Source organism: Serratia sp. DFXYC6, assembly GCF_057196085.1.
This window is the reverse complement of sequence record NZ_JBXUNV010000002.1, coordinates 310,430-336,255: the sequence shown is the minus strand read 5'-3', so window position 1 is coordinate 336,255 and position 25,826 is coordinate 310,430. Positions and strand designations below refer to the sequence as shown.

The 25,826-nt window shown below is 62.0% G+C and carries 22 protein-coding genes; 15 read left to right on the top strand and 7 right to left on the bottom strand.

Annotated elements, in window-relative coordinates; all coding sequences use genetic code 11:
* Window positions 1-83: 83 nt before the first annotated feature.
* Genes AC2CGQ_RS14920 through dhaM form a run of 4 tightly spaced genes read left to right on the top strand, consistent with a single transcriptional unit; the run spans window position 84 to window position 4,389 of the window.
* Window positions 84-1,184: a glycerol dehydrogenase gene (locus tag AC2CGQ_RS14920; RefSeq protein WP_075685414.1), complete on the top strand. Its 1,101-nt coding sequence runs from the start codon at window positions 84-86 to the stop codon at window positions 1,182-1,184.
* Between the two features lie 50 nt (window positions 1,185-1,234).
* On the top strand, window positions 1,235-2,305 hold the full coding sequence (gene dhaK, locus AC2CGQ_RS14915; RefSeq protein ID WP_015379086.1) for a dihydroxyacetone kinase subunit DhaK: 1,071 nt from the start codon (window positions 1,235-1,237) through the stop codon (window positions 2,303-2,305).
* Between the two features lie 9 nt (window positions 2,306-2,314).
* Window positions 2,315-2,947 (top strand): dihydroxyacetone kinase subunit DhaL, encoded by a 633-nt coding sequence (gene dhaL, locus AC2CGQ_RS14910; RefSeq protein ID WP_015379085.1) that lies wholly within the window; start codon window positions 2,315-2,317, stop codon window positions 2,945-2,947.
* 11 nt (window positions 2,948-2,958) lie between these two features.
* On the top strand, window positions 2,959-4,389 hold the full coding sequence (gene dhaM / locus AC2CGQ_RS14905; RefSeq protein ID WP_015379084.1) for a dihydroxyacetone kinase phosphoryl donor subunit DhaM: 1,431 nt from the start codon (window positions 2,959-2,961) through the stop codon (window positions 4,387-4,389).
* Here the strand turns inward: dhaM and dhaR are convergent.
* Both dhaR and hasF read right to left on the bottom strand, forming a co-directional pair.
* A complete protein-coding gene (gene dhaR / locus AC2CGQ_RS14900) occupies window positions 4,386-6,335 on the bottom strand; it encodes a dihydroxyacetone kinase operon transcriptional regulator DhaR (RefSeq protein ID WP_411749040.1) in 1,950 nt (649 codons plus the stop codon). The two genes, dhaM and dhaR, sit on opposite strands and share 4 nt — an antisense overlap.
* 149 nt (window positions 6,336-6,484) lie before the next feature.
* Window positions 6,485-8,002 (bottom strand): multidrug efflux transporter outer membrane subunit HasF, encoded by a 1,518-nt coding sequence (gene hasF, locus AC2CGQ_RS14895; RefSeq protein ID WP_075685410.1) that lies wholly within the window; start codon window positions 8,000-8,002, stop codon window positions 6,485-6,487.
* Window positions 8,003-8,349: 347 nt separating this feature from the next.
* Between hasF and nudF the strand changes: the two genes are divergently transcribed.
* The 6 genes from nudF to AC2CGQ_RS14865 all read left to right on the top strand — a co-directional run bounded on the left by nudF (window position 8,350) and on the right by AC2CGQ_RS14865 (window position 13,767).
* Entirely contained in the window at window positions 8,350-8,982 is a 633-nt protein-coding gene (gene nudF, locus AC2CGQ_RS14890) for an ADP-ribose diphosphatase (RefSeq protein ID WP_004937242.1), read from the top strand.
* Entirely contained in the window at window positions 8,982-9,407 is a 426-nt protein-coding gene (locus tag AC2CGQ_RS14885) for a DUF1249 family protein (protein WP_004937244.1), read from the top strand. The genes nudF and AC2CGQ_RS14885 overlap by 1 nt, the downstream gene beginning before the upstream one ends.
* A gap of 27 nt (window positions 9,408-9,434) precedes the next feature.
* The gene (cpdA, locus tag AC2CGQ_RS14880) at window positions 9,435-10,262 is read left to right on the top strand and encodes a 3',5'-cyclic-AMP phosphodiesterase (RefSeq protein ID WP_004937250.1); all 828 of its coding nucleotides are present in this window, start codon (window positions 9,435-9,437) and stop codon (window positions 10,260-10,262) included.
* Entirely contained in the window at window positions 10,262-10,846 is a 585-nt protein-coding gene (gene yqiA, locus AC2CGQ_RS14875; RefSeq protein ID WP_015379081.1) for an esterase YqiA, read from the top strand. Before cpdA ends, yqiA begins: the two co-directional genes overlap by 1 nt.
* A gap of 46 nt (window positions 10,847-10,892) precedes the next feature.
* On the top strand, window positions 10,893-12,788 hold the full coding sequence (gene parE / locus AC2CGQ_RS14870; RefSeq protein ID WP_004937254.1) for a DNA topoisomerase IV subunit B: 1,896 nt from the start codon (window positions 10,893-10,895) through the stop codon (window positions 12,786-12,788).
* Window positions 12,789-12,870: 82 nt separating this feature from the next.
* Window positions 12,871-13,767, top strand: a complete 897-nt coding sequence (locus tag AC2CGQ_RS14865) for a LysR substrate-binding domain-containing protein (protein ID WP_015379080.1) — start codon at window positions 12,871-12,873, stop codon at window positions 13,765-13,767.
* Window positions 13,768-13,775: 8 nt separating this feature from the next.
* Here AC2CGQ_RS14865 and AC2CGQ_RS14860 read toward each other — a convergent pair whose 3' ends face one another.
* Together AC2CGQ_RS14860 and AC2CGQ_RS14855 are read right to left on the bottom strand one after the other, a co-directional pair.
* A complete protein-coding gene (locus tag AC2CGQ_RS14860; RefSeq protein ID WP_004937258.1) occupies window positions 13,776-14,084 on the bottom strand; it encodes a putative quinol monooxygenase in 309 nt (102 codons plus the stop codon).
* 33 nt (window positions 14,085-14,117) lie between these two features.
* On the bottom strand, window positions 14,118-14,699 hold the full coding sequence (locus AC2CGQ_RS14855; protein WP_004937260.1) for an NAD(P)H-dependent oxidoreductase: 582 nt from the start codon (window positions 14,697-14,699) through the stop codon (window positions 14,118-14,120).
* 325 nt (window positions 14,700-15,024) lie between these two features.
* On the opposite strand from AC2CGQ_RS14855, the gene parC reads away from it, so the two are divergent.
* The 3 genes from parC (at window position 15,025) to ftsP (ending at window position 19,827) form a co-directional block, all read left to right on the top strand.
* Window positions 15,025-17,298 carry a DNA topoisomerase IV subunit A gene (gene parC / locus AC2CGQ_RS14850; protein WP_015379079.1) on the top strand — a complete coding sequence of 758 codons (2,274 nt, stop codon included), beginning with the start codon at window positions 15,025-15,027 and terminating at the stop codon, window positions 17,296-17,298.
* Between the two features lie 246 nt (window positions 17,299-17,544).
* Window positions 17,545-18,279, top strand: coding sequence for a 1-acylglycerol-3-phosphate O-acyltransferase (locus AC2CGQ_RS14845; RefSeq protein ID WP_004937266.1), 735 nt, complete (start codon window positions 17,545-17,547; stop codon window positions 18,277-18,279).
* 132 nt (window positions 18,280-18,411) lie between these two features.
* Window positions 18,412-19,827 carry a cell division protein FtsP gene (gene ftsP / locus AC2CGQ_RS14840; protein WP_004937270.1) on the top strand — a complete coding sequence of 472 codons (1,416 nt, stop codon included), beginning with the start codon at window positions 18,412-18,414 and terminating at the stop codon, window positions 19,825-19,827.
* 17 nt (window positions 19,828-19,844) lie between these two features.
* On the opposite strand, the gene AC2CGQ_RS14835 is transcribed toward ftsP, so the two are convergent.
* Window positions 19,845-20,756 carry a LysR family transcriptional regulator gene (locus AC2CGQ_RS14835; RefSeq protein ID WP_060560325.1) on the bottom strand — a complete coding sequence of 304 codons (912 nt, stop codon included), beginning with the start codon at window positions 20,754-20,756 and terminating at the stop codon, window positions 19,845-19,847.
* A gap of 137 nt (window positions 20,757-20,893) precedes the next feature.
* On the opposite strand from AC2CGQ_RS14835, the gene xapA reads away from it, so the two are divergent.
* Window positions 20,894-21,715: a xanthosine phosphorylase gene (xapA, locus tag AC2CGQ_RS14830; RefSeq protein WP_197763837.1), complete on the top strand. Its 822-nt coding sequence runs from the start codon at window positions 20,894-20,896 to the stop codon at window positions 21,713-21,715.
* Window positions 21,716-21,796: 81 nt separating this feature from the next.
* Window positions 21,797-23,047: a nucleoside permease gene (locus AC2CGQ_RS14825; protein ID WP_015379077.1), complete on the top strand. Its 1,251-nt coding sequence runs from the start codon at window positions 21,797-21,799 to the stop codon at window positions 23,045-23,047.
* A gap of 34 nt (window positions 23,048-23,081) precedes the next feature.
* On the opposite strand, the gene AC2CGQ_RS14820 is transcribed toward AC2CGQ_RS14825, so the two are convergent.
* Together AC2CGQ_RS14820 and AC2CGQ_RS14815 are read right to left on the bottom strand one after the other, a co-directional pair.
* Window positions 23,082-24,014 carry a PfkB family carbohydrate kinase gene (locus AC2CGQ_RS14820; protein ID WP_033632069.1) on the bottom strand — a complete coding sequence of 311 codons (933 nt, stop codon included), beginning with the start codon at window positions 24,012-24,014 and terminating at the stop codon, window positions 23,082-23,084.
* Window positions 24,011-25,408 (bottom strand): purine-cytosine permease family protein, encoded by a 1,398-nt coding sequence (locus tag AC2CGQ_RS14815; RefSeq protein ID WP_085337162.1) that lies wholly within the window; start codon window positions 25,406-25,408, stop codon window positions 24,011-24,013. The genes AC2CGQ_RS14820 and AC2CGQ_RS14815 overlap by 4 nt, the downstream gene beginning before the upstream one ends.
* Window positions 25,409-25,826: the final 418 nt, after the last annotated feature.

Here is a 25,826-nt window from a genome sequence, read left to right as displayed (position 1 = left end):
AACAACAAGCCGGCGGCGAAGCCGGCGCGTCATCACCTGATATCTGAACGTTACCATCGCCAACTCCCTACAAGGATCCGGTTATGTTGAGAATCATCCAGTCACCAGGCAAATACATTCAGGGCGCCAATGCGCTGTCCGCCGTCGGCGAATACGCCAAATCCCTCGCCGACCATTATTTCGTGATCGCTGACGACTTTGTGATGCAGCTGGCGGGCGACACCCTGATGGGCAGCCTGCAGCAGCACGGCGTGAAACATCATGCGGCCCGCTTCAACGGCGAGTGCTGCCGTAAAGAGATAGACCGCCTTGGCCGCGAGCTGCAGACCCACGGCTGCCGCGGGGTGATCGGCGTCGGCGGCGGCAAGACGCTCGACACCGCCAAGGCCGTCGCCCACTACCAACGGCTGCCGGTGGTGCTCATTCCCACCATCGCCTCCACCGATGCGCCGACCAGCGCGCTGTCGGTTATCTACACCGAACAGGGCGAATTCGCTGAATACCTGATCTACCCGCGCAACCCGGACATGGTAGTGATGGACAGCGCCATCATCGCCAAAGCGCCGGTGCGCCTGCTGGTAGCCGGCATGGGCGACGCGCTCTCCACCTATTTCGAAGCCCAGGCCTGCTTCGACGCGCAGGCCACCAGCATGGCCGGCGGCAAATCGACGCTGGCGGCGCTCAGTCTGGCGCGGCTGTGCTACGACACGCTGCTGGCCGAAGGGGTGAAGGCCAAGCTGGCGGTCGAAGCCGGCGTGGTGACGGAAGCGGTGGAACGCATCATTGAGGCCAATACGTATCTGAGCGGCATCGGCTTCGAGAGCAGCGGGCTGGCGGCGGCGCACGCCATTCACAACGGTTTCACCGTGCTGGAGGAGTGTCACCACCTGTATCACGGCGAAAAAGTGGCGTTCGGCACCCTGGCGCAGCTGGTGCTGCAGAACAGCCCGATGGCGCAGATTGAAACCGTGCTGGCGTTTTGTCATGGCATCGGCCTGCCGATCACGCTGGCGCAGATGGGCATTACCGGCGACGTGGCGACGAAGACGATGGCGGTGGCCGAGGCCAGCTGCGCCGCGGGTGAAACCATTCACAACATGCCGTTCAAGGTCACCCCTGCCGGGGTGCAGGCGGCGATCCTGACGGCGGATAGGCTGGGCGCCGCCTGGCTGCTGCGTCATTGATACCGTTGGGGCGCGGTGCGCCGCGCCCCTGGCTTACAGAGGAAACCATCGTGAAAAAACTGATTAATCAGGTCGAGTCGGTGTTGGAAGAGCAGTTGCAGGGGCTGGCGGAAGCTCACCCCGAGTTGCTGGTGCACGCGGATCCGGTGTTCGTGACCCGCGCCGACGCGCCGGTGGCGGGCAAAGTGGCGATCCTGTCCGGCGGCGGCAGCGGCCATGAGCCGATGCACTGCGGCTTCGTCGGTGAAGGGATGCTCGACGGCGCCTGTCCGGGTGAGATTTTCACCTCGCCGACGCCGGATAAAATGTACGAGTGCGGTCAAGCGATCGACGGCGGCGCCGGGGTGCTGCTGCTGATCAAGAACTACACCGGCGACGTGCTCAACTTCGAAACCGCCACCGAGCTGCTGCACGACAGCGGCGTCGCGGTGGCGACGGTGCTGGTGGATGACGACGTGGCGGTCAAAGACAGCCTGTTTACCGCTGGGCGGCGCGGGGTGGCCAACACCGTGCTGATGGAGAAACTGTTGGGCGCCGCCGCGGCGCGCGGCGACGATCTGGACAGCGTGGTGACGCTGGGGCATCGCATCAACAACCACGGGCATTCGATCGGCATCGCGCTGGGCGCCTGTACCGTGCCGGCCGCCGGCAAGCCGTCGTTCACCCTGGCGGAGAACGAAATGGAGTTCGGCGTCGGCATTCACGGCGAGCCAGGCATTGCGCGCCGCCCGTTCACCACGCTCAACGCAGCGGTGGACGACATGTTCCATACGTTGATCGACCACGGCCACTATCAGCGCGCGATCCGCGTCTGGGATCGTCAGCAGGGCGAGTGGCGCGACGAGATGCAGACCAAGCAGCCGTTGACGCGCGGCGATCGGGTGATCGCGCTGGTCAACAATCTGGGCGCCACGCCATTGTCTGAGTTGTATGGCGTGTACCATCGGCTGGCGGAGCGCTGTGCCGAGGCGGGCATCATCATTGAACGCAACCTGGTGGGTTCTTATTGCACCTCGCTGGATATGCAGGGGGTATCCATCACGTTGTTGAACGTGGACGACGAGCTGTTGTCCTTGTGGGATGCGCCGGTGAAAACGCCTGCGCTGCGTTGGGGTTGCTGAGGAGGAATCATGGCGTTGACCAAACAACAGGTTGTCGATTGGCTGATGCGTTGCGGCGAGGTGTTCAGCCGGGAGCGCGATTTTCTGACCCAGTTGGACACCGAGATCGGTGATGCCGACCACGGTTTGAACATGAATCGCGGTTTCAATAAGGTGGTGGAAAAACTGCCGTCGGTGGCGGACAAAGACATCGGTTTTATCCTGAAAAACACCGGCATGACGCTGCTGTCGAGCGTGGGGGGCGCCAGCGGTCCGCTGTTCGGCACCTTCTTCATCCGCGCGGCGCAGGCGGCGAACGCCAAGCAAAGCCTGGATCTGACGGAGCTGCATCAGGTGATGCAGGAAGGGGTTGAAGGCGTGGTGATGCGCGGCAAAGCGGAGCCGGGCGACAAGACCATGTGCGACGTCTGGTGGCCGGTGGTGGAAAGCCTCGGCCAGTCCGCGCAGCAGAACCTGAGCGTGGCGGAGGCGCTGCAGCGCGCCGCCGACAGCGCCGAGCGGGCGGTGGAGAGCACCATCACCATGCAGGCGCGCAAGGGGCGGGCCAGTTACCTGGGCGAGCGCAGCATCGGCCACCAGGATCCCGGCGCCACTTCGGTGATGTTGATGATGAAAACGCTGGCCGAGGTCGCCGGCAGTTAGCAGGAGGCGAGATGATTAATATCGTGGTGGTTTCGCACAGCGCGTTGCTGGCGCGCGGCGTTGAGCAGTTGGCGCGGCAGATGATGCGCGGCGACGGCTGCAAACTGGCGCTGGCGGCGGGCGTGGATGACGAGCAGCACCCGATCGGCACCGACGCGGTCAAAGTGATGGAGGCGATCGAAGCGGTCGCCGACGGCGATGGCGTTCTGGTGCTGATGGATCTGGGCAGCGCGCTGCTCAGTGCCGAAACCGCGCTCGATCTGCTGGACCCGGATCTGGCCGCCAAAGTGCGGCTGTGTGCGGCGCCGCTGGTTGAAGGCACGCTGGCGGCGGTGGTTGCCGCCAACTCCGGCGCCTCACTGGAGCAGGTGGTAGCGGAGGCGCAGGGGGCGCTGCAGGGCAAACAGGCACAGCTGGGCGAGGCTTCACCTACGGCGAAAACCGTGGCCTTGCCGCTGGCGCAGGGCAAAAGCGCAACCTGGACGGTGCAGAACCCGCACGGGTTGCATGCGCGCCCGGCGGCGCGGCTGGTCGAGACGCTGGCGCCGTTCAAGGCCGAGCTGGTGCTGGAAAAGCAGGGGCAGTGCGTCGATCCGCGCAGCCTCAATCAGCTGGCGCTGCTGCAGGTGCGTCACGGCGACACCATCCGTTTGATCGCCGACGGCGCGCAGGCGGACGAGGCGCTGGCGGCGTTCAAAGCGTTGGCGGAGCAGCATTTTGGCGAGACGGTCTCCGAGCGGCAGCAGCCTTCGCTGCACGGTATTCCGGTGGCGGAAAGCGTCACCAGCGGGCCGGTGTTCCAGGCTTACAGCTTCTGGCCACCCACGTCCGAGCGTCGCATCGGCGCGGACGAGGTATTGGGCGAACAGCAACGCCTGCGGGAGGCGCTACAGCATACGCTGAGCGATCTGAACCGGCTGGCGGAACGCACCGGCACGCTGATCGGCAAGCCGCAGGCGGCGATCTTCGGCGCCCACAGCATGCTGCTGGACGATCCGGATCTGCAGCAGGCGGCTTACACCCGCATCGCGCAACAGCTGTGCAGCGCCGAGCAGGCCTGGCGACAGGTGCTGGAGGCGATCGCCGAAGAGTACCGCGAGCTGGATGACGACTACATGCGGGCGCGCGAACTGGACGTGCGCGACATGCTGCGCCGCACGCTGTGCCATCTGCAGGGGCTGCCGCTGCCGGTTATTGCGCTGACAGAACCGTCAATATTGGTGATGGACGAACTGATGCCTTCGGAGGTGGTGATGCTCGACAGGCGGCTGGTGCTCGGCATCTGTCTGAGTGGCGGCAATGCCCTGTCGCACAGCGCCATTTTGGCGAAGGCGATGGGCATTCCGATGGTGGTCGGCATGCAGGATTGCCTGAGCAAAACCCGCAGCGGGCAGAAGGCGATGCTGGACGCCGCGCGCGGGGTGTTGCAGCTCAGCCACTAGGCGCGCAGCTTGAACTGGCGGATGTCGATCCCGTGCTGTTTGATCTTCCGCCACAGCGTGGTGCGGCCTATGCCCAGCAGCTGCGCCATCTCCGTCAGCTGGCCGCGGCTGACGGTCGCCGCGCGCAGGATCGCCTGGCGTTCCATGTCTGTCAGCGTCAACAGCGGTGCGCCGGGCTGCGGATCGCTTTCCAGCAGCGACGGCTGGCCGAGCAGGTGCGCCGGCAGATCCGCCAGCTGGATGTGGTGGCCGTGGCAAATCATCGCCGCACGCTCCACCACTCCTTTCAGCTCCAAATCGTTGCCCGGCCACAGGTAGAGAGCCAGCTGGGCCATCACTTCGTCATCCACCCGAAAGCGACACTGGAAATGCTGCTCCAGCGTGCGCAAATGGTGTTTGACCAGCAGCGGAATATCGCTCAGCCGCTGGCGCAGCGGCGGGATCTGGATCTCGAACGCCTGCAGGCTGTAAAACAGCTGGCGGCGGAAGCGGTTTTGCTGCACCAGCAGCGGCAGATCGGCGGCGCTGCCGGCGATCACCCGCACATCGACCGGGATCACCCGGCTGGAATTGAGGCGGATCACCACGCCGGTTTTCAGCACCTGCAGCAACGCCGACTGCATCTCCGCCGGCAGGTATTCGATCTGTTCGAGGTACAGCGTACCGCCGTTGGCCAATTCGAATTTGCTGAGCTGGCCCGCCTCTTCTTCGCTGGCGTCGCTGCCCAGCAGCTCACGCAGCCCCTGCGCCTGCGGCAGCAGTTGGCAGTTGAGGGCGATATACGGCCCGGCGGCGCGTTCGCCGGCGTTGTGGATGGCCTGGCTGAGTAGCTCTTTGCCGACGCCTTCCTCCCCGCGCAGCAGGATCGGATGCTGGCCTTTGGCCGCCTGCTGGCCGTAACGGATCAGTCGCCGCATCTCCAGCGAGGCGGAGGGCATCTGCTCGAAGCTGTGGCTGACGCGCCCCAGCTGGCTGCTGACATACTGACGCAGCCGTTCGAGCGGGTGCAGCAGGGCGATGAAACTGCAGCGATCGCCGTCGAAAATCGGCTTGAGCGTCAGCAAGGCGGCGATAAATTGCCGCTGGCTTTCGAAGGTGACTTCGACGTGTTGCAGCGGTTGCCGATCGGCGATGGCGCGCTTGAGCAGAGCGGGCAGCGTCAGCAACTGCGCCAGCGGTTTGCCCTGGCTCTGCTGCTCGTCCAGTTTTAGCAGGCCGGCGGCGCGCTGGTTGATGTATTGCAGGTAGCCGCGATGATCCCAGGCCATCACGCCGTCGTCCACGCCATCCAGCAGGCCGTAAAGCTGGTTCAGATGGCGGTTGGATTCCGCCAGCAGGCCGTCGGCGTTCAGCGAATTGCCTATTTCGCGGGCGATGGCCAGCGTCAGCGACAGATCGCCGGCGGCGCTGTCGGCCAGCAGGCAACCCAGGGCGATCGAGCCGCGCTGGCGGCCGCTGTTGTCGTAGACCGGCGTGGCGCAGAACGACCAGCCGTGCAGCGCCCGGCGCACGTGTTCTTCACCGCTCACCCGCACCGGGTGGCCTTCCGCCGCCGCCAGCGCCGGGGCATTGGTGCCGATCTGCCCCTCGGCCCAGTAAGCGCCGGGGGCGAATCCCAGTTGCTGCAGAGTCTCCCAGGTTTGGGCGTCGCCGCAGTGCCACAGCATGCAGCCGCTCTCGTCGAGGATCATCAGCAGGCAACGCCGCGGCTCCATGTATTCGCAGGCGTCTTCCAGCGCCGCCTGGCCGAGCGTCAGCAGATCGTTCTTGCGGCGGCAAATCGATTCGAAGGTCGCGCCCTGCGCGCGGTGCGGCGCTTGCCAGACATCAGGCTGCATCAGGCTGCGGCAACGCAGCCAGGAGGCGTAAACCGCCTGTGCCGGGCGCAGCGGCGGCGGCAGTTCGCCGTCGTTAATCAGTTGCTGCCAACGTGAATCGTTGTCCATCGAACCTCATCCAACTGCGAAAACGAGAGTGACGATGATATCACCTGGCGCAGCGGCGGCTGTGAGGCGGCGGGCAGAAGTGGCGAAATCGAGGCAAAAAAAACGGGGCGCGGCGCAGGCCGAACCCCGTGTTTATCCGCGTGCGCGCATCAGTTGCGGAATGGGTTGCCGCTGTGGCGAGCCGGTTGGCTGGTGGTAACGGCCGGCGCGGATGCGCGAGTGGCCGCCGGTACCGGCGCCGCGGTCTGTTGCATCGGCGCATTGTCCTGATAGCCGTCTGCATAGGCGTCCTGCGCGCGGTTTTGCGGTGCGACGGCGTCAGGCGCGGTCGATACCGGTTTGCCCAACGCGCCGTTCAACAGCAGCAGATCGTTCTGGTTCAGCGTGCCGAGCGCCGACTTGATGTTCAGCTGGTTGATCAGATAGGTATAACGCGCGTCGGACAGCTGACGTTTGGCGTTATACAGCGTGGTGGTGGCGTCCAGCACGTCGACGATGGTGCGGGTACCGACCTGATAACCGGCTTCCATCGCGTCCAGGGAGCTTTGCGCGGAGATCACCGCCTGTTTGTAGGCGTTGATGCTGCTGATCGAAGCGTTAACGTTGTTGAACGACGAACGAACGGTCTGCACCACGCTGCGGTGTGAGCTTTCCAACTGCTCGCTGGCGCCGACGAAGCCGTACTGCGCTTGTTTCACCTGCGAATTGGTCGCGCCGCCGCTGTACAGCGGCAGGTTGAAGCTGATGCCGACCTTATTTTGGCCCGCATCGGAGTCGCTGTAGCGTGCGGCATTCGCGCCACCGGTATTGGAGCCGTTGTATTTGGTATTGCTGATGCCGGTTGACGCGCTGACGTCAATCGTCGGCATATAGCCAGTTTGGGCTGCGCGGATTTGCTCGCGCGCCAGATCCTGGCTCAGGCGGGCGGACAGCAGGCTCAGGTTGCGCGCTTCCGCTTCTTTCAGCAGGTTGTTCACCGCTTCCGGGCGCTGGGTGCTGAAGCGATCGGTGTTCAGCGAGGCCAGTTCGGGGTAGAAGGTGCCGGTGACCTGACGCAGCGTTTCCAGCGCGTTGTCCAGATCGTTGCGGGCGGAGACTTCCGCCGCCAGCACGGTGTCGTAGTTCGAGCGGGCGTTCTGCACGTCGGTGATCGCCACCAGGCCCACGTTGAAGCGCTGGGTGGTTTGATCCAGCGTGCGATACACCGCGTCTTTCTGCGCCTGAGTATAGGACAGCGTATCGATCGCTTTCAGCACGTTGAAGTAAGCGGTCGCCGTGTTGAGAATAAGCTGCTGTTCCGCTGTCTGGAAGGTAACGTCGGAGATGCCGGCGGTCTTTTCCTGCAGCGTCAGCTGGCGCCATTTCGACATGTCGAAAATAGTTTGCGTCAGCGCCAACGAACCGCTGGTCACGTTGCTGTTAACGCCATTGCTGTCACGATAGCCGTTGGTGTAATCGTAACCTGCGGTTAAACCGAGCTGCGGCAGCAGCGGGCTGCGCGCTTCATTGATCTTTTCGAATGCGGCGTCGCGGTCAGCTGCACTTTTGCGCAGATCCGGGTTACTTTCCCTGGCCTGTTTGTAGACCTGCAGCAGGTTCTCTGCCTGGCTCATTGCACTGAAGCCGCCCAGGCTCAGTCCGATAAGAAGGGGGAGCAGTTTCTTCATTTGCATTCCTTGTTGTGCAGCAATATTGCTATGTTAGCGCTGACGATAGACGAAATAGTTGCCGATTCTAGCAGAGTCTGAGGTACGCATCAGGTGGCTGAATGTGCCATCTCACGTAACTTTTACCTTTCAGACCGCCCATTTACCTTGGCGTACTGCCCGGGTCGACTGCAGCTGATATTATGGCTGACAATCCGGATTGTTTCCCGCTATTACCTGCGAGCGCACAAACGTGCCGCATCCGGCGGCGAAAAACAGCCTAACATAAAGCCGCGGCGGAGAGTCCCGCTGTTTCTGTCATCAAAACCGTTTATTTTATCGGCATACTCAAGCAGGAGAATTCGCGCATGAACCGTTCGCAGCCGTCGCCCGTTACTTTCGATAAAAAAGATGTAGAAATTATTGCACGCGAGACGCTGTACCGTGGTTTTTTTTCACTCAATTTATACCGGTTTCGCCATCGGTTGTTCAATGGCGAAATGAGCCCTGAAATCACGCGTGAAATTTTCGAACGCGGCCATGCGGCGGTGCTGCTGCCCTACGATCCGGTGCGCGACGAGGTTGTGCTGATTGAACAACTGCGCATCGCCGCAGTCGATACCAGTAATTCGCCCTGGCTGCTGGAAATGGTGGCGGGTATGATCGAAACCGGTGAAAGCGTTGAGGACGTGTGCCGCCGCGAAGCGCAGGAGGAGGCCGGCGTGGTGGTCGGGCGCTGCAAACCGGTGCTGAGCTATCTGGCCAGCCCCGGCGGCACCAGCGAACGTTTGTCGATCATGGTCGGCGAAGTGGACGCCGGCACCGCCGAGGGCATCCACGGCCTGGCGGAAGAACATGAAGATATCCGCGTTCATGTGGTCAGCCGCGAACAGGCTTACCGCTGGGTTGAGGAAGGCGCGATCGATAACGCCGCATCAGTGATTGCATTGCAATGGCTGGCGTTGCACCATGAATCGTTGAGAAAAGAGTGGGCCAACTAATGAAACAGCGCTATACCCCTGATTTCCCCGAAATGATGAGATTGTGCGAAACCAACTTCGCGCAATTGCGCCGCTTGCTGCCGCGCAACGACGAAGCGGGCGAAACGGTGACTTATCAGGTGAACGGCGCCGGCTATCGTTTGACCATCGTTGAGTCCACGCGTTACACGTCGCTGGTGGAGATCGAGCAGATCTTTCCGGCGGTCAGCTACTGGAGCCTGCCCGCGATGACGGTGCGGTTGTACCATGACGCCATGGTTGCGGAAGTGTGTTCCAGTCAGCAGATCTACCGCTTTAAAGCGCGTTATGATTATCCTAATAAAAAGTTGCATCAACGCGACGAAAAGCATCAAATTAACCAGTTTCTTGCTGATTGGCTGCGCTACTGTTTGGCGCATGGAGCGATGGCGGTTCCGGTTTGTTAGACAGACTGAAATAACAAAGGACACCATTTGGAAAGCCTGTTTAAACTGCCCGTGGCGAGTGGGGCCGCGGTCAGGATTCTACAAATAACAGATACCCACCTTTTTGCCGGCGAACACGAGACGTTGCTCGGCATCAATACCTATCGCAGCTATCACGCGGTGCTGGACGCCATCCAGGCGCAGCGCCGCGACGTCGATTTGATCGTCGCCACGGGAGATTTGGCGCAGGATCATTCGCAAGAGGCGTACCGCCACTTCGCCGCCGGCATCGCGCAACTGCCTGCCCCCTGCGTGTGGCTGCCGGGCAACCACGATTTTCAACCGGCGATGGTCGACGCATTGGCCGCCGCGGGCATCGCGCCTTCCAAACAGGTGCTGCTGGGCGATAACTGGCAGGTGCTGATGCTGGACAGCCAGGTGTTCGGCGTGCCGCACGGCGAGTTGAGCGAATACCAGCTGGAGTGGATGGAGCGCTGCCTGCAGGCTCACCCCGAGCGCTATACGCTGTTGCTGCTGCACCATCATCCGCTGCCGTCCGGTTGCACCTGGCTCGATCAGCACAGCCTGCGCAACCCGCATATGCTGGGCGCGATCCTGCTGCGTTATCCGAAAGTGAATACCGTGGTGTGCGGGCACATTCACCAGGATCTGGATCTGGAATGGCAGGGGCGGCGCCTGTTGGCGACGCCGTCTACCTGCGTGCAATTCAAGCCGCACTGCACGAACTTCACCATTGACGACGTTTCCCCCGGCTGGCGCTACCTCGATCTGCTGCCGGACGGTCGCGTCGAGACGCAGGTGTTCCGCCTGGAAAACGACGACTTCCGCCCCGATATGGACTCGGATGGATACTGATGCCTTCGACACTGCTCTACCTGCACGGTTTCAACAGCTCGCCGCAGTCGGCCAAGGCGGTGGCCTTCAAGGCCTGGCTGGCCGAACACCATCCCGATATCGAGATGTTGGTGCCGCAGCTGCCGGCCTTTCCGGCGGAGGCCGCCGAGATGCTGGAAAATCTGGTGCTGGAACGCGCCGGGCAAACGCTCGGGCTGGTCGGCTCATCGCTGGGCGGCTATTACGCCACCTGGCTGTCGCAGTGTTTTTCCCTGCCGGCGGTGGTGGTCAACCCGGCGGTCAAGCCGTTTGAGCTGCTGGTCGACTACCTCGGCGCCAACGAGAACCCCTACACCGGCCAGCAATATGTGTTAGAGTCTCGGCACGTTTACGATCTGAAAGTGATGCAGATCGATCCTTTGGAGTCGCCGGATTTAATCTGGCTGCTGCAGCAAACGGGCGATGAAATTCTCGATTACGGCCAGGCAGTGGCGTATTACACCGCGTGTCGGCAAACGGTGGAGTCGGGTGGAAACCACGCCTTCGTCGGTTTCGAGCACTACTTCCCCCAGATTGTGGATTTTTTAGGGCTAAACGCGGTCTGACGGGCCGTTCCGGCACCTCCCTTTAACCACGAAAAAATAATCAACGATGACTCAATCCAGCTATAACGCTGATGCCATTGAAGTACTCAGCGGTCTAGAACCAGTGCGCCGTCGTCCCGGCATGTATACCGACACGACGCGCCCAAACCACCTCGGCCAAGAGGTGATCGATAACAGCGTCGACGAAGCGTTGGCCGGCCACGCCAAGCGCATCGACGTGATCCTGCACGCCGATCAGTCGCTGGAAGTGATCGACGACGGCCGCGGCATGCCGGTGGACATCCACCCGGAAGAGGGCGTGCCGGCGGTTGAGTTGATCCTGTGTCGGCTGCACGCCGGCGGTAAATTCTCGAATAAAAACTACCAGTTCTCCGGCGGCCTGCACGGCGTGGGCATCTCGGTGGTCAACGCCCTGTCGAAGCGGGTGGAAGTCAACGTGCGCCGCGACGGCAACGTTTACAGCATCGCCTTCGAAAACGGCGACAAAGTGCAAGATCTGACGGTGACCGGCACCTGCGGCAAACGCAACACCGGCACCAGCGTGCACTTCTGGCCCGACGAACAGTTCTTCGACAGCCCGCGTTTCTCGGTATCGCGCCTGACTCACCTGCTGAAAGCCAAAGCGGTGCTGTGCCCCGGCGTCGAGATCTATTTCATCGATAAGGTGAACAACACCGAGCAGCGCTGGTGTTACCAGGACGGCCTGACCGACTACCTGATGGAAGCAGTTAACGGCCTGATCACCCTGCCGGAAGCGCCGTTCGTCGGCAACTTCGCCGGTGACACCGAAGCGGTGGACTGGGCGCTGCTGTGGCTGCCGGAAGGCGGCGAGCTGCTGACCGAAAGCTACGTCAACCTGATCCCGACCATGCAGGGCGGCACCCACGTCAACGGCCTGCGTCAGGGGTTGCTGGACGCGATGCGCGAGTTCTGCGAATTCCGCAATATTCTGCCGCGTGGCGTGAAGCTGTCGGCGGAGGATATCTGGGATCGCTGCGCCTACGTGCTGTCGGTGAAGATGCAGGATCCGCAGTTCGCCGGGCAGACCAAAGAGCGTCTCTCCTCGCGTCAGTGCGCGGCCTTCGTTTCCGGCGTGGTGAAAGACGCCTTCAGCCTGTGGCTGAACCAGAACGTTCAGGCGGCGGAACAGCTGGCCGAGCTGGCGATCTCCAGCGCCCAGCGCCGCCTGCGCGCCGCCAAGAAAGTGGTGCGCAAGAAGCTGACCAGCGGGCCGGCGCTGCCGGGCAAGCTGGCGGACTGCACCTCGCAGGATCTGGCCATGACCGAACTGTTCCTGGTGGAAGGGGATTCGGCGGGCGGATCGGCCAAGCAGGCGCGCGATCGCGAATATCAGGCGATCATGCCGCTGAAGGGCAAGATCCTGAATACCTGGGAAGTGTCCTCGGACGAAGTGCTGGCCTCGCAGGAAGTGCACGACATTTCCGTGGCGATCGGCATCGATCCGGACAGCGAAGATCTCAGCCAATTGCGCTACGGCAAAATCTGCATCCTGGCGGATGCGGACTCCGACGGCCTGCATATCGCCACGCTGCTGTGCGCGCTGTTCGTGCGCCACTTCCGTTCGCTGGTGAAAGGCGGCCACGTCTATGTCGCCATGCCGCCGCTGTATCGCATCGATCTCGGTAAAGAAGTGTTCTACGCGCTGGATGAAGAAGAGAAAGCCGGCGTGCTGGAACAGCTGAAGCGCAAGAAGGGCAAGCCGAACGTGCAGCGCTTTAAAGGGCTGGGCGAGATGAACCCGCTGCAGCTGCGCGAAACCACCCTCGATCCGAACACCCGCCGTCTGGTGCAACTGACGGTGGCGGAAGATGACGTCGATCAGACGCTGGCGGTGATGGACATGCTGTTGGCCAAGAAGCGTTCGGAAGATCGCCGCAACTGGCTGCAAGACAAGGGCGACATGGCCGAATTGGCGGTCTGAGCCTGACCCTGGCCCGGCGAAACGCCGGGCCGGCTTTCCCGCAGGGCGTTCATGCGGCGCCCGATAACCTGGGCCGGAATGCATGAAGATCACGCTCGAAGAATTGCTGGCGTTCACCTCGGTGGTCGACAGCGGTTCTATCACCGCCGCCGCCGATCGGCTCGGCCAGACAACATCCGGCATCAGCCGCGCGCTCAGCCGCCTGGAGAATAAGCTCGATACCACCCTGATGCGCCGCACGACGCGTCGTTTGGAGCTGACCGAAGAGGGGCTGAGTTTCCTGAACCATGCGCGTACGATCATCAGCTCGGTGGAAAATGCCGAAGAGCAAATGGCGGTGCGCCGGCAAATGCCCGCCGGGCGGCTGCGGATCAATGCGGCCGCACCTTTTATGGAGCACGTCATCGTGCCGCTGGTGGCGGGATTCAGAGAACGTTATCCGCAAATTTCGCTCGAGCTGAACACCGACAACCTGATTATCGATCTGCTGGAAAAACGCACGGATATTGCCATTCGCATCGGGGCGTTGCGTGATTCGACCATTCATGCGCGCGCGCTGGGCGCCAGCCGGCTGCGCATCCTCGCCAGCCCGGCTTATCTGCAGCAGCACGGCACGCCGCAGAGCGTGGAGGAGTTGCATCGGCATTGTCTGCTCGGTTTTACCCAGCCGGAGTCGCTGAACCAGTGGCCGTTGCGCTATCGCCAGGCGCCGCATTTCGCCATCACGCCGACGATCTCTGCGTCCAGCGGTGAAACGCTGCGGCAATTGGCGCTGCAGGGCGAGGGGATCGTACAGCTGGCAGACTTTATGACCCGTCGCGATCGGGAAGCCGGCAAGTTGGTGACGTTGCTGGAGCAGGAGACGCTGGACGTGCGCCAGCCGATCAACGCGGTGTATTACCGCAATACGCAATTGGCGGCGCGCATCACCTGTTTTCTTGACTACGTCAGCGCGCACATCGACGCGCAGACGTTATAAGGCGGAGCTTACAGGGCGTTTTCCAGGATGTAGATCTCGGTGTCCAGCACGCTGTCCTTGATAGTCTCGCGGTGTTTGAGCATGTGCTCAATGGCCAGGTGTTTTTCCAGATGCGCCATGCTTTCCCATTTCTCCAGCATGAACACCGAATCCGGCGACCGTTTCTGCCAGGGGGCCTGGGTATTGCTGTCGACCATCGGCGTATATTCGCCGCAGCCGTCTTCCGCCAGCACCAGCGGCACCAGTTTTTCAATGGCTTGCAGTACGGTGGCGCGGTGGCCGGGTTTCACTTTGATTTCTGCGATTACGGTGATCATGTCTGCCTCGTTGATGAGAATGTTCTGCGTCAGTTAAGCAAAAATTTTCGCCAAATGCTCGCGATAACGTGCGATGTCCGCTTCGATATCCGGTTGTTTTATCACGTTATTGCAGATAAAGGTCGGCAGCGCTTCCATTCCCAGGAACTGGTTGGCCTTGTGGAAGTGCAGGTAAACGCCGTCGACGCCGACGCCGTGGAAGAACTGATCGGGATCGGTGAAGGCCTCCATCGGGGCGTTCCAGGTCAGGCTCAGCAGGTATTTTTTGCCCTGGATCAGGCCGCCGGAGCCATATTTTTTGCTTTCGTCAGAACGAGAGCGCCCGTCGTTGGCATACAGGCTGCCGTGACCGGCGGTGAACACTTCATCGATGTATTTTTTCAGGATCCAAGGTTCGCCCATCCACCAGCCCGGCATCTGATAGATGATCGCGTCGGCCCACAGGTATTTCTGTACTTCGGCTTCGATGTCATAGCCGTCGTCGACCACGGTGACCTGCACATCGTGCTGCAGATCGCGCAGGAAGCTTTCCGCCACGTCGCTCAGGGTTTGGTTGAGTTCGCCGTTGGAATGGCCGAATTGTTTTTTAGCGTTGATAATCAGGATATTGCTCATCTTTCGCGGCTCCCGTCAGTGTTAAGATATGGCATGCTTCCCGCGGAAAAGGCGGAAACCATCTCGCTGGTGACGAGTGTAATCGTGAGTCAGGCAAGTAAAAATGCGATCCAGCGCACAACAGTGTTGACTGTCAGTCAATAAAGAGGCCGCCAGGTAGCTAAATTTTGCATAAACCGCATCGCGCAATCGGCCGTCGCCGGCGATCCTTGCGCCAACTGTGACAGCTACCCCGCAGATGGGTTACTATCGCGGGCAGAATCGACAAGCGATGCCTTTTGTCGTCCAAGGGATTGCCAAGCCACGGTCTGAGGATAATTGAGTAATGAGTGATCTGACTCATGACGGTGTAGAGCGTTTACCGCTGCACACATTCACTGAAAACGCCTATCTGAACTATTCCATGTACGTCATCATGGATCGGGCGTTGCCGTACATTGGCGACGGTTTGAAGCCGGTACAACGCCGCATCATCTACGCCATGTCTGAGCTGGGGCTGACCAACAGCGCCAAATTCAAGAAATCCGCCCGCACCGTGGGCGACGTGCTGGGTAAGTATCACCCGCATGGCGACAGCGCGTGTTATGAAGCCATGGTGCTGATGGCGCAGCCGTTCTCGTATCGCTATCCGCTGGTGGACGGCCAGGGGAACTGGGGTGCGCCGGACGATCCCAAGTCGTTCGCGGCGATGCGTTATACCGAATCGCGCCTGTCCAAATACGCCGAGGTCTTGCTGGCCGAACTGGGCCAGGGCACGGTCGACTGGATCCCGAACTTTGACGGCACGCTGCAAGAGCCGAAGATGCTGCCGGCGCGTCTGCCGAACATCCTGCTGAACGGCACCACCGGCATCGCGGTCGGCATGGCGACCGACATTCCGCCGCACAACGTGCGCGAGGTCGCCGCTGCGGCAGTGGCGCTGCTCGACAAGCCGGGTGCCTCGCTCGATGACCTGCTCGAGTTCGTGCAGGGGCCGGACTTCCCGACCGAAGCCGAGATCATTACCCCGCGCGATGAAATTCGCAAAATTTACCAGAGCGGCCGCGGCTCGGTGCGCATGCGCGCCGTGTGGAAGAAAGAGGACGGCAGCGCGGTGATCACCGCCTTGCCGCATCAGGTCTCCGGCGCCAAGGTGCTGGAGCAGATCGCCAGCCAGATGCGCGCCAAGAAGCTGCCGATGGTCGAGGATCTGCGCGATGAATCCGACCACGAAAATCCGACGCGTCTGGTGATCGTGCCGCGTTCCAACCGCATCGATCTGGAGCAGGTGATGAATCACCTGTTCGCCACCACCGATCTGGAACGCAGCTACCGCATCAACATGAACATGATCGGTCTGGACAACCGCCCGCAGGTTAAAGGGCTGGTGGAGATCCTCACCGAATGGCTGGCCTATCGTCGCGATACGGTGCGCCGCCGCCTGAACTACCGCCTCGAGAAGGTGCTCAAGCGTTTGCATATCCTCGAAGGTTTGCTGGTGGCGTTCCTCAATATCGACGAGGTGATCCACATCATCCGCAGCGAGGATGAGCCGAAGCCGGTGCTGATGCAGCGTTTCGGCATCTCCGATACCCAGGCGGAAGCGATCCTCGAGCTGAAACTGCGTCACCTGGCCAAGCTGGAAGAGGTCAAGATCCGCGGTGAGCAGGACGAGCTGGCGAAAGAGCGCGATCAACTTCAGGCGCTGCTGGCGTCCGAGCGCAAGCTGAATACGCTGATTAAGAAAGAGATCCAGGCCGACGCGCAAACCTACGGCGACGATCGCCGTTCGCCGCTGACCGAGCGTGCGGAAGCCAAGGCGATGAGCGAACACGATTTCGTGCCGTCCGAGCCGGTGACCATCGTGCTGTCGGAAATGGGCTGGGTGCGCAGCGCCAAGGGCCACGACATCGATCCGGCAGGGTTGAGCTACAAGGCCGGCGACAGCTTCCGCGGCGCGGCGCGCGGCAAGAGCAACCAGCCGGTGGTGTTCATCGATTCTACCGGGCGCAGCTATGCGCTCGATCCGATGACGTTGCCTTCGGCGCGCGGGCAGGGCGAACCGTTGACCGGCAAGCTGACGCCGCCGCCGGGCGCCACCATTGAGCAGGTGCTGATGGCGGCCGACGATCAAAAACTGCTGATGGCTTCCGACGCCGGTTACGGTTTCGTTTGTACCTTCAACGATCTGGTGGCGCGCAACCGCGCCGGCAAGGTGATGATCACGCTGCCGGACAACGCCAGAGCGCTGCCGCCGATGGAGATCCACGGCGCAGACGATATGCTGCTGTCGATCACCGCCGCCGGGCGCATGCTGATGTTCCCGGTCGCCGATCTGCCGCAGCTGTCGAAGGGTAAGGGCAACAAGATCGTCTCCATTCCGGCGGCGCAGGCCGCAGCCGGTGAAGACAAGCTGGCCTGGCTGTTCGTGCTGCCGCCGCAGGCCTCCGTCACGTTGCATGTCGGCAAACGCAAGCTGACGCTGCGTCCGGAAGATCTGCAGAAGTTCCGTGCGGAGCGCGGCCGTAAGGGCACCCAGCTGCCGCGCGGCCTGCAGCGCATCGATCGCGTGGAAGTGGATGCGCCGGTGCGGGCGTCGGGTGGCGACAGCGAAGAGTAAGCGTTGGCGCCGGCGTTAACGGGCGGTCGCAGCGAGCTGTGGCCGCCTTATTTATTTTTGCTGGCGTTTATTTTCCAAATAGTTAACATTTCTGCGCATAAAATTATTGTGCGTACTGCCGCCTGGCAGGAAAATAGCGAGAAATGCAGGCGACATCGGCGTGCTTACCGCCTGGCCGGCAAATAATGAGTAAAGGAATCTGCGCAGCGAAGTAAACTGCGTTGGCAGTGTGCTAATGAGGTTGTTATGTTATTGATTTTGCGTGCCGTTCTCGCCACTCTTTTCTGTATTCTGGTGTGTATTTTCGGTTCTGTTTATTGCTTGTTCAGCCCGCGCAACCCTCGCCATGTGGCGACCTTCGGCCATCTTTTCGGCCGCCTGTCGACGCTGTTCGGCATCAAGGTTGAAACCCGCGTGCCGGCCGATGCGGCCAACAATGGCAACTGCATCTATATCGCCAACCACCAAAATAACTACGACATGGTGACGGCCTCCAATATCGTGCAGCCGCGCACCGTGACCGTCGGTAAAAAAAGTCTGGTGTGGATCCCGTTTTTCGGCCCGCTGTATTGGCTGACCGGTAATCTGCTGATAGATCGTGATAATCGCGCCAAGGCGCACGGCACCATCGCCCAGGTGGCGGAGCAGTTCAAAAAGAAAGACATTTCGATCTGGATGTTCCCGGAAGGGACCCGCAGCCGCGGTCGTGGGCTGATGCCGTTTAAAACCGGCGCGTTCCACGCGGCTATCGCCGCCGGCGTGCCGATTGTGCCGATCTGCGTATCGACCACCAGCGGTAATATAAATCTTAATCGCTGGAATAACGGTCATGTGATCGTCGAGATGTTGGCGCCGGTGGATACCAGCAAATACGGCAAAGAAAACGTGCGTGAGCTGGCGGCCCATTGCCGCGAGCTGATGGAGGCGAAAATCGCCGAATTGGACGCCGAAGTCGCCCAGCGCAACGCCGCCAAAAAATAAGAGTCTACCGGCTTCAAAGAATAGGATTTTAATTGGCGTTCAGCGCCGTTAACGCCTGAACGCCTGCTAATCTTGATTGGCGGGCGTTTGGGTTTTGCACACGGTTTAGTTATTGCTTTTCATGGAGAAAATATGTCACTCAGTCGACGTCAGTTTTTACAGGCATCGGGCCTGGCGCTGTGCGCGGGCGCCGTGCCGCTGAGGGCTGAGGCGAGCGGAACGCAGACCCCGTTACCCATTCCCCCGCTGCTGGAGTCTCGCCGCGGTCAGCCGCTGTTCCTGACCTTGCAGCGCGCCCATTGGGCGTTTATGGATAACCGTAAAGCGGCGGTGTGGGGCATCAACGGCATGTACCTGGGGCCGACGGTGCGGGTTTACAGCGGTGACGACGTCAAACTGATCTACAGCAACCGCCTGCAGGAGCCGGTAGCGATGACCGTCAGCGGTCTGCAGGTGCCTGGCACGCTGATGGGCGGCGCGCCGCGCATGATGTCGCCTAACGTCGACTGGTCGCCGGTGCTGCCCATTCGTCAGGCGGCGGCCACCTGCTGGTACCACGCCAACACGCCGAACCGTATGGCGCCGCACGTTTACAACGGGCTGGCCGGGCTGTGGTTGGTGGAAGATGCCGTCAGCAAAGCGCTGCCGCTGCCCAACCACTACGGCGTCGACGATTTCCCGCTGATCATTCAGGACAAACGCTTCGATAACTTCGGCACACCGCAATACGATGCACCGTCGCAGGGCGGTTTTGTCGGCGATACGCTGTTGGTCAACGGCGTGCAAAACCCGTATGTCGACGTGTCGCGCGGCTGGGTGCGTCTGCGCCTGCTTAACGCCTCCAACGCGCGTCGCTATACCCTGCAGCTCAGCGACGGGCGGCCGTTCAACGTGATTGCCAGCGATCAGGGCTTCCTGCCTGCGCCGGTCGCGGTGCAGCAGCTGTCGTTGGCGCCTGGCGAACGCCGGGAAGTGCTGATCGACATGTCGAAGGGCGAGGAGGTGACCATCACCGCCGGTGAAGCGGCGGGCATCATGGATCGCCTGCGCGGCCTGTTCGAGCCGTCGAGCATTCTGGTGTCCACCCAGGTGCTGACGCTGCGCCCGACCGGCCTGCTGCCGCTGGTGACCGACAACCTGCCGATGCGCCTGCTGGCGGATCAGCTGTTGGACGGCAGCGCCAGCCGCACCCGCGATTTCCGCCTGGGCGACGGCGGCGTCGGCATCAACGGCGCGATTTGGGACATGAACCGCATCGACGTACAGGCGCAGCAAGGCACCTGGGAACGCTGGAACATTCACGCGGATACGCCGCAGGCGTTCCATATTCAGGGTGTGCAGTTCCTGATCAAACGCGTCAACGGCGCGCAGCCGATGGCGGAAGATCGCGGCTGGAAGGACACCGTCTGGGTCGATGGCGACGTCGAGCTGCTGGTGTATTTCAACCAACCTACCTCCGAACACTTCCCGTTCCTGTATTACAGCCAGACGCTGGAGATGGCCGATCGCGGCACCGCCGGCCAGCTGATGGTGCAGCCGACGATGTAATCTGCGCTGTGGGCCGCTTACGGCGCCCGCAGCATTTCCAGGAAGGCCTGCACCACCGGCGTGACGCTGTCGGTGCGATACACCGCGTACAAATCCGCCGGCGGCGCCTGTTGCAGCGAGCAAAAGCGTACGCCGGGCCACGGGATGCGGCCGTAGCTGTCCGGCAGCAGCGTGATGCCGCAGCCTTCCGCCACCAGCGCCAGCAGAGTTTGCGGTTCATTGACCTGATAAGCGACGTCCGGCAAAAATCCCTGCTGCAGACACAGATTGTGCAGATACAGCCCCAGGCTGGCCTCATGCGGCGGCAGCACGATGAAGCTGTCGTTTTGCAGCGCCGCCAGCGGGATATTCTCCTGCTGCGCCAGCGGATGATCGAGCGGCAACACCACGGCGATGCTCTCGCTTGCCAGCCGTTGGCAGCTCAATCCCGGCAGCGTCTGCTGCTGCGCCTCTCGCCATACCCCGATATCGATATGCCGTTTTTGCAGCGCGGCGATTTGCTGGCTGGGCGTCAGCTCGTTCAACGACCAGGTGACGCCGGCGCTCCGCTCGCTGAACCGCCGCAGCGCCGCGAGCAGGCCGCCCCAGGCCGAGGTGCCGACCATGCCGACCACCATGTGGCCGCCTTCGCCACGCCCCATCTGTTGCACCTGGTGCAGCGCGCTGTCGGCCTGATCCAGCAGCCGCTCGACGTTGCGCAGCAGCGTGCGGCCGGCCGGCGTCAGCGTCATGGAGCGGGTAGTGCGTTTGAACAGCACCACCCCGAGCTGGCTCTCCAGCTCCTTGATGTGCTTGCTGAGCGGCGGCTGTGACATATTCAGCCGCCGCGCCGCCTGGGTGAAGTTCATCTCTTCCGCCACCACGCGGAAATAGTGCAGCAGGCGGAAGTTAATCCGGCCGGGATCGGGCAGGGCATGGGGCGGATTCATACGGGGTATCGCCTCCTTGTGACGCAGCTCAACTTATAGGTAAATGGAATAAATCGGCCGCCAAGAATGTATTGGTCTCGGCCGCGCCTCGCTCTCTACTATGGGGCTTATTATCCCCCGCTGAAAGAGAGAATACGATGTTTAATCAAGAAGATGCTTTTATCTGCGCCGATGTCGTCCGCGCACGCCTGCCGGGTTTCCAGCCGAAAGCGGCCTTGATTCTCGGCTCCGGGCTCGGCGCCCTGGCGGAGGTGATGACCGAAACCGTCACCCTCGATTACGCGGAGCTGCCGGGCTTCCCGGTGAGCGGCGTCGCCGGCCACGCCGGGCAACTGGTCGCCGGCAAGCTGGAGGGCGTGCCGGTATTGTGCATGAAAGGGCGCGGTCATTTCTATGAAGGGCGTGGCATGCAGGTGATGACCACCGCAGTGCGCACCTTCAAACTGCTGGGCTGCGAATTCCTGCTGGCGACCAACGCCGCCGGTTCGCTGCGCCGTTCGGTGGCGCCGGGCAGCCTGGTGGCCATTACCGATCACATCAATTTCATGCCGGAGTCGCCGCTGGTCGGCGCCAACGACGATCGCTTCGGGCCGCGCTTCTTCAGCCTGGCGAACGCTTACGATCGCGATCTGCGCGCCCGGCTGGCGGCGGTGGCCGAAAGCGCGGGCATCCCGCTGGCGGAAGGGGTGTTCGCCGCCTACACCGGGCCGAACTTCGAAACGCCGGCGGAGATCCGCATGATGCAGACCCTGGGCTGCGACGTGGTGGGGATGTCGATCGTGCCGGAGGTCCTGACGGCGCGGCACTGCGGTCTCAAGGTGCTGGTGGTGTCCGCGATGACCAACTACGCCGAAGGGCTGTCGGATACGCCTCTTTCTCACGAACAAACGCTCAGCTGCGCGGCGCTGGCGGCGGACGATTTCATGCGCCTGATCCGCGAGCTGTTCAAAACGCTGTGACACCGTAAGCAAACCGGCGGCGGGCTGCAGGGGGCCCGCCGCACCAATCATCGTTGAAAGCATAATAACAAGGTGATGGCGATGGCGATAAAAACACGATTAAAAGTCATGATTTTCCTGCAGTTCTTTATCTGGGGCGCCTGGCTGGTGACGCTGGGCTCCTACATGATCAACACGCTGCATTTCAGCGGCATGCAGGTGGGGATGGTTTACAGCGCCAAAGGCATCGCGGCGCTGATCATGCCGGGGCTGGCGGGCATCATCGCCGACCGTTGGATGAAGGCCAACTACCTGTATGCGCTTTGCCACCTGCTCGGGGCGCTGGCGCTGTACTGCGCAGCGCAGGTCGAGCAACCGATGCTGATGTTCTGGGTGATGCTGTTCAATGCCATGGTCTATATGCCGACCATCGCGCTCTCCAACGCCATTTCCTATTTTTGCCTGGAGAAGCACGGCTTTGACACGGTGAGGGATTTTCCGCCGGTGCGGGTGTACGGCACCGTGGGATTCATTCTGGCGATGTGGCTGGTCGGTTTCAGCCGCATTGAGCTCAGCAATCTGCAGCTGTATCTGGCTTCTGCGGCGTCGCTGCTGCTGTCCGCCTATTCGCTGACGCTGCCGCGTTGCCCGACCAACCGCGCGGCCGAGTCGAAGAGCTGGGTGAGCGTGCTGGGGCTGGATGCGCTGGTGTTGTTCCGCCAGCGGCGCATGGCGCTGTTTTTCCTGTTCGCCATGTTGCTTGGGGCGGCGCTGCAGATAACCAATACCTTCGGCAACCCGTTCCTGCACGATCTGTCGCTCAATCCGCTGTATCAGGACAGCCTCAGCGTCCGGTATCCGGCGGTGCTGCTGTCGCTGTCGCAGATCTCTGAAGTGTTCTTTATCCTCACCATACCCTTCTTCCTGCGCCGTTACGGCATCAAGCAGGTGATGCTGATCAGCATGGCGGCCTGGACGCTGCGCTTTCTGTTCCTGGCGTACGGCACGCCGGTCGGCTTTGGTTTCGTGCTGCTGTTGCTGTCGATGATTGTCTACGGCTGTGCGTTCGACTTCTTTAATATCTCCGGCGCCATCTTCGTCGAGAAGGAGGCCGATCACCGCATCCGCGCCAGCGCGCAGGGGCTGTTCATGACCATGGTGAACGGTTTGGGCGCCTATCTGGGGGCGCTCGCCAGCGGTGAGGTGGTGGACTTCTTCAGCCATGACGGCGTGAAAGACTGGCAGAGCATCTGGCTGGTGTTTGCGCTGTATACGCTGGTGCTGGGGATTGTGTTCGCGCTGAGCTTCAACTATCGCCACCTGCCGCAGGAGAACGCGGCGGCGGCGCAGTGAGGCAGAGGGCGCGGCTTTGCTGCGCCCTGAAACGTCAGGCCTGCGGGAAGCGCTGCTGCAGCTGCTGCTGGTCCGGCGGATTGGCGGCGCCGAGGCTGGCCACCACGCAAGCGGCGACCCGGTTGGCCAGATCGACCGCCTGCGGCAGCGGCCAGCCGGCGGACAGGCCCGCCAGCAAACCGGCGCAGTGGGCATCGCCCGCGCCGATGGTGTCAACGACCTCTACCGGATAGGCCGGAACGTGCAGCGGCGGCGTGCGGCCGTCGCAGATCCACGCGCCGTCGCGATCCAGGCGGCAAATCAGCGTCAGATTACGGGCGGCGGCATAGCGCTGTGCGGCCTCCACGGCGTCGCCGGCGCCGCACAGCGTGGCCACTTCGTCGCGGTTGAGCGTCAGCAGGGTGTGGCTGTCGCTGAGCATGGCGAAGAAATCTTCGCTGAGCTGGGCGATGCGCGGGCCGGGATCGATCAGGCGCGGTTGGTCGAACGGCATGCGCGTCAGCCACTCGCGCAGCGCTTCGCCGTTTTCGCCGGCCAGTTCGTAGCCGCTGGCGTAGATCAGCGTGTGTTCCGTCAGCGGCAGGGTCGCCAGCTGCGCTTTATTCCATTGGCTTTCGCAACCGGAAACCGTGATAAAGGTGCGTTCGCCGTCCGGTTCCACCAGCGCCAGGCACCAGCCGTTGTCCATCTGGCCGTGGCGCAACAGCACCTCCAGCCCCAGTTCGCCCATGGCGGCTTCGATCGCCGCGCCCCATTCGCCGTTGCCGACCGGCATACCGTTGATCACCGGCACTTCAAGGCGCGTCAGCGCGCGCGCTACGTTGAACGCGCAGCCGCCGATTTGCCGCGCCTGCGGCTGGGCTTCGATATCTTCGCCGCTGGTCGGCAGGCGGGGCAGCGTCATCACCAGATCGCCGACCGCGCCCCCCATCACCAGGACAGGTGTTACAGCTTCCCACTCATTCATTGATGTTCTCTGCGTTGGGTCAGGTACAGACCGTAAGCGATCAGACTAACCGCAAACGACACAAACAGCCCCAGGCTGGAGTCGGCGAACAAGCCTTTGGCCAGCGGGCCGTCGATAAAACCGGTTTTGGTGACCAGCAGGCCGCACAGGGCGCCGAGGAACCAGCAGAACAGCGGGGCTTTGCGCACGCCGCGGTTCTGGCCATGCAGGCCGTACAAAGCGTTGCCATCATACCCGTGGCGGCGGCGCAGGCACAGGTAATCGAGCAGGAAAATCGCCTCCCAGGCCGCCAGGAACACCCCGCAGAACACCAGGAAGGAGATGAACGGCCCCATGAAATCGCCGGAGATGAACAGGACATACAGGGCTATGCCCAGCACCACCACGGCGTCGATCGATACCGCCAGCCACTGTTTGACCTGCACGCCGATGGTCAGCAGGTTAAGGCTGGCGGAATACAGGCTGAGCACCGCGATGGTGACGATGCCGGCGGTGGCGGCCAGCAGATAAGGGATGGCCATCCAGGCGGGCAGCACCGAGCCTATCAGCGCGATGGGGTTGGCGGCGCTGGCCAGATCGGGGAGCTGCACGGAAAGCAGAATACCGGCCAGCATCAGCAGCATTAGCGGCAAACAGGCACCGCCCATCACCGCGGCGAAAATGCCTTTGCTCGACGAGCTCGGGCTTTGATAGCGGCTGTAATCGGCGCCGGCGATTGCCCAGCTGATGCCGGTGCCGGCGGCGATCACCGATACCGCCGGCAGGAAACCGGTCAGCCAGCTGCCGGAAGGCAGCGCCAGCACCTGGCTCCACTCGGTATTGAACAGGATATAGAGCACCACAATCAGCGTCATGGTGCCGAAGATGCGGCTGAACCAGCTTTGCATCCAGACCACGGTATTTTGCCCCAGCAGGCTGACGACGACAGTGAGCCCGCCGAACAGCAGCAGGCTGAGCGCGGTCAGCAGGTGGCTGGTTCCCAGTCCGAAGGCCTCGAACAGCGCCGCCAGCGTCAGGGTGCCGGTGATCACGTTGACCGCTTCCCAGCCCATCAGGTTGATCCAACTGAACAGGGTGGGCGCCACGTTGCCCTTCAGCCCGAAAATCACTCGCGAGAGCGTCAGCGTAGAGGTACGCCCACGCTTGCCGGCGAAGCTGGTGAGGCCGACCAGCACGAAGCTGGCGACGCCGAGCAGCGCGGCGAGTACCGATTGCAGAAAGGATAAGCCGAAGCCGACGATGATGGCGCCGTACACCACGCCGAGAATACCGATATTGGCCGCCGACCAGATCCAAAACAGCTCGATGGGCTTACCGGTCTGTTCCGCGTCCGGCACCCGGTCGATACCGGTGCTTTCTACCTTCCATGCTTCATTGCGATTGATATCGGTCATAGCAAATGATCCCTGTTGCGCAGGGCCGCGAGGGCCGCCGCAGTTGACTGAAAATCGATTCCGTTGGCGCGGTTGAGGCCGGCTATCCCGTTGTCGGTGAAGACGCCGATTCCGCGCAGTGTGTAGCGGCTGATGCCGCCGGGTCTGTCAAAATGAGGGCGGTATCCGCCTTATCGGGTGAGGCACGTCGGCCGCACGGCGCCAATGAGTGTAGTCAAAGAGTGGGTCTGCAGCGGGGTTTGGCGAAGCGGGAACCTTTCTATTTGCCGACATCGATCCGGTTCGCCCACCGCGCGGGGATCCTGTGATGCGGCGATGAGCAGTGAGCAGGCTATCCATTAGCTACGTTGCTTATTCTCGGCCGTTTGTGCTGACAGTATAGGCCCGCTACCGGCCATCAAGGGTATCCTTTAGGGCT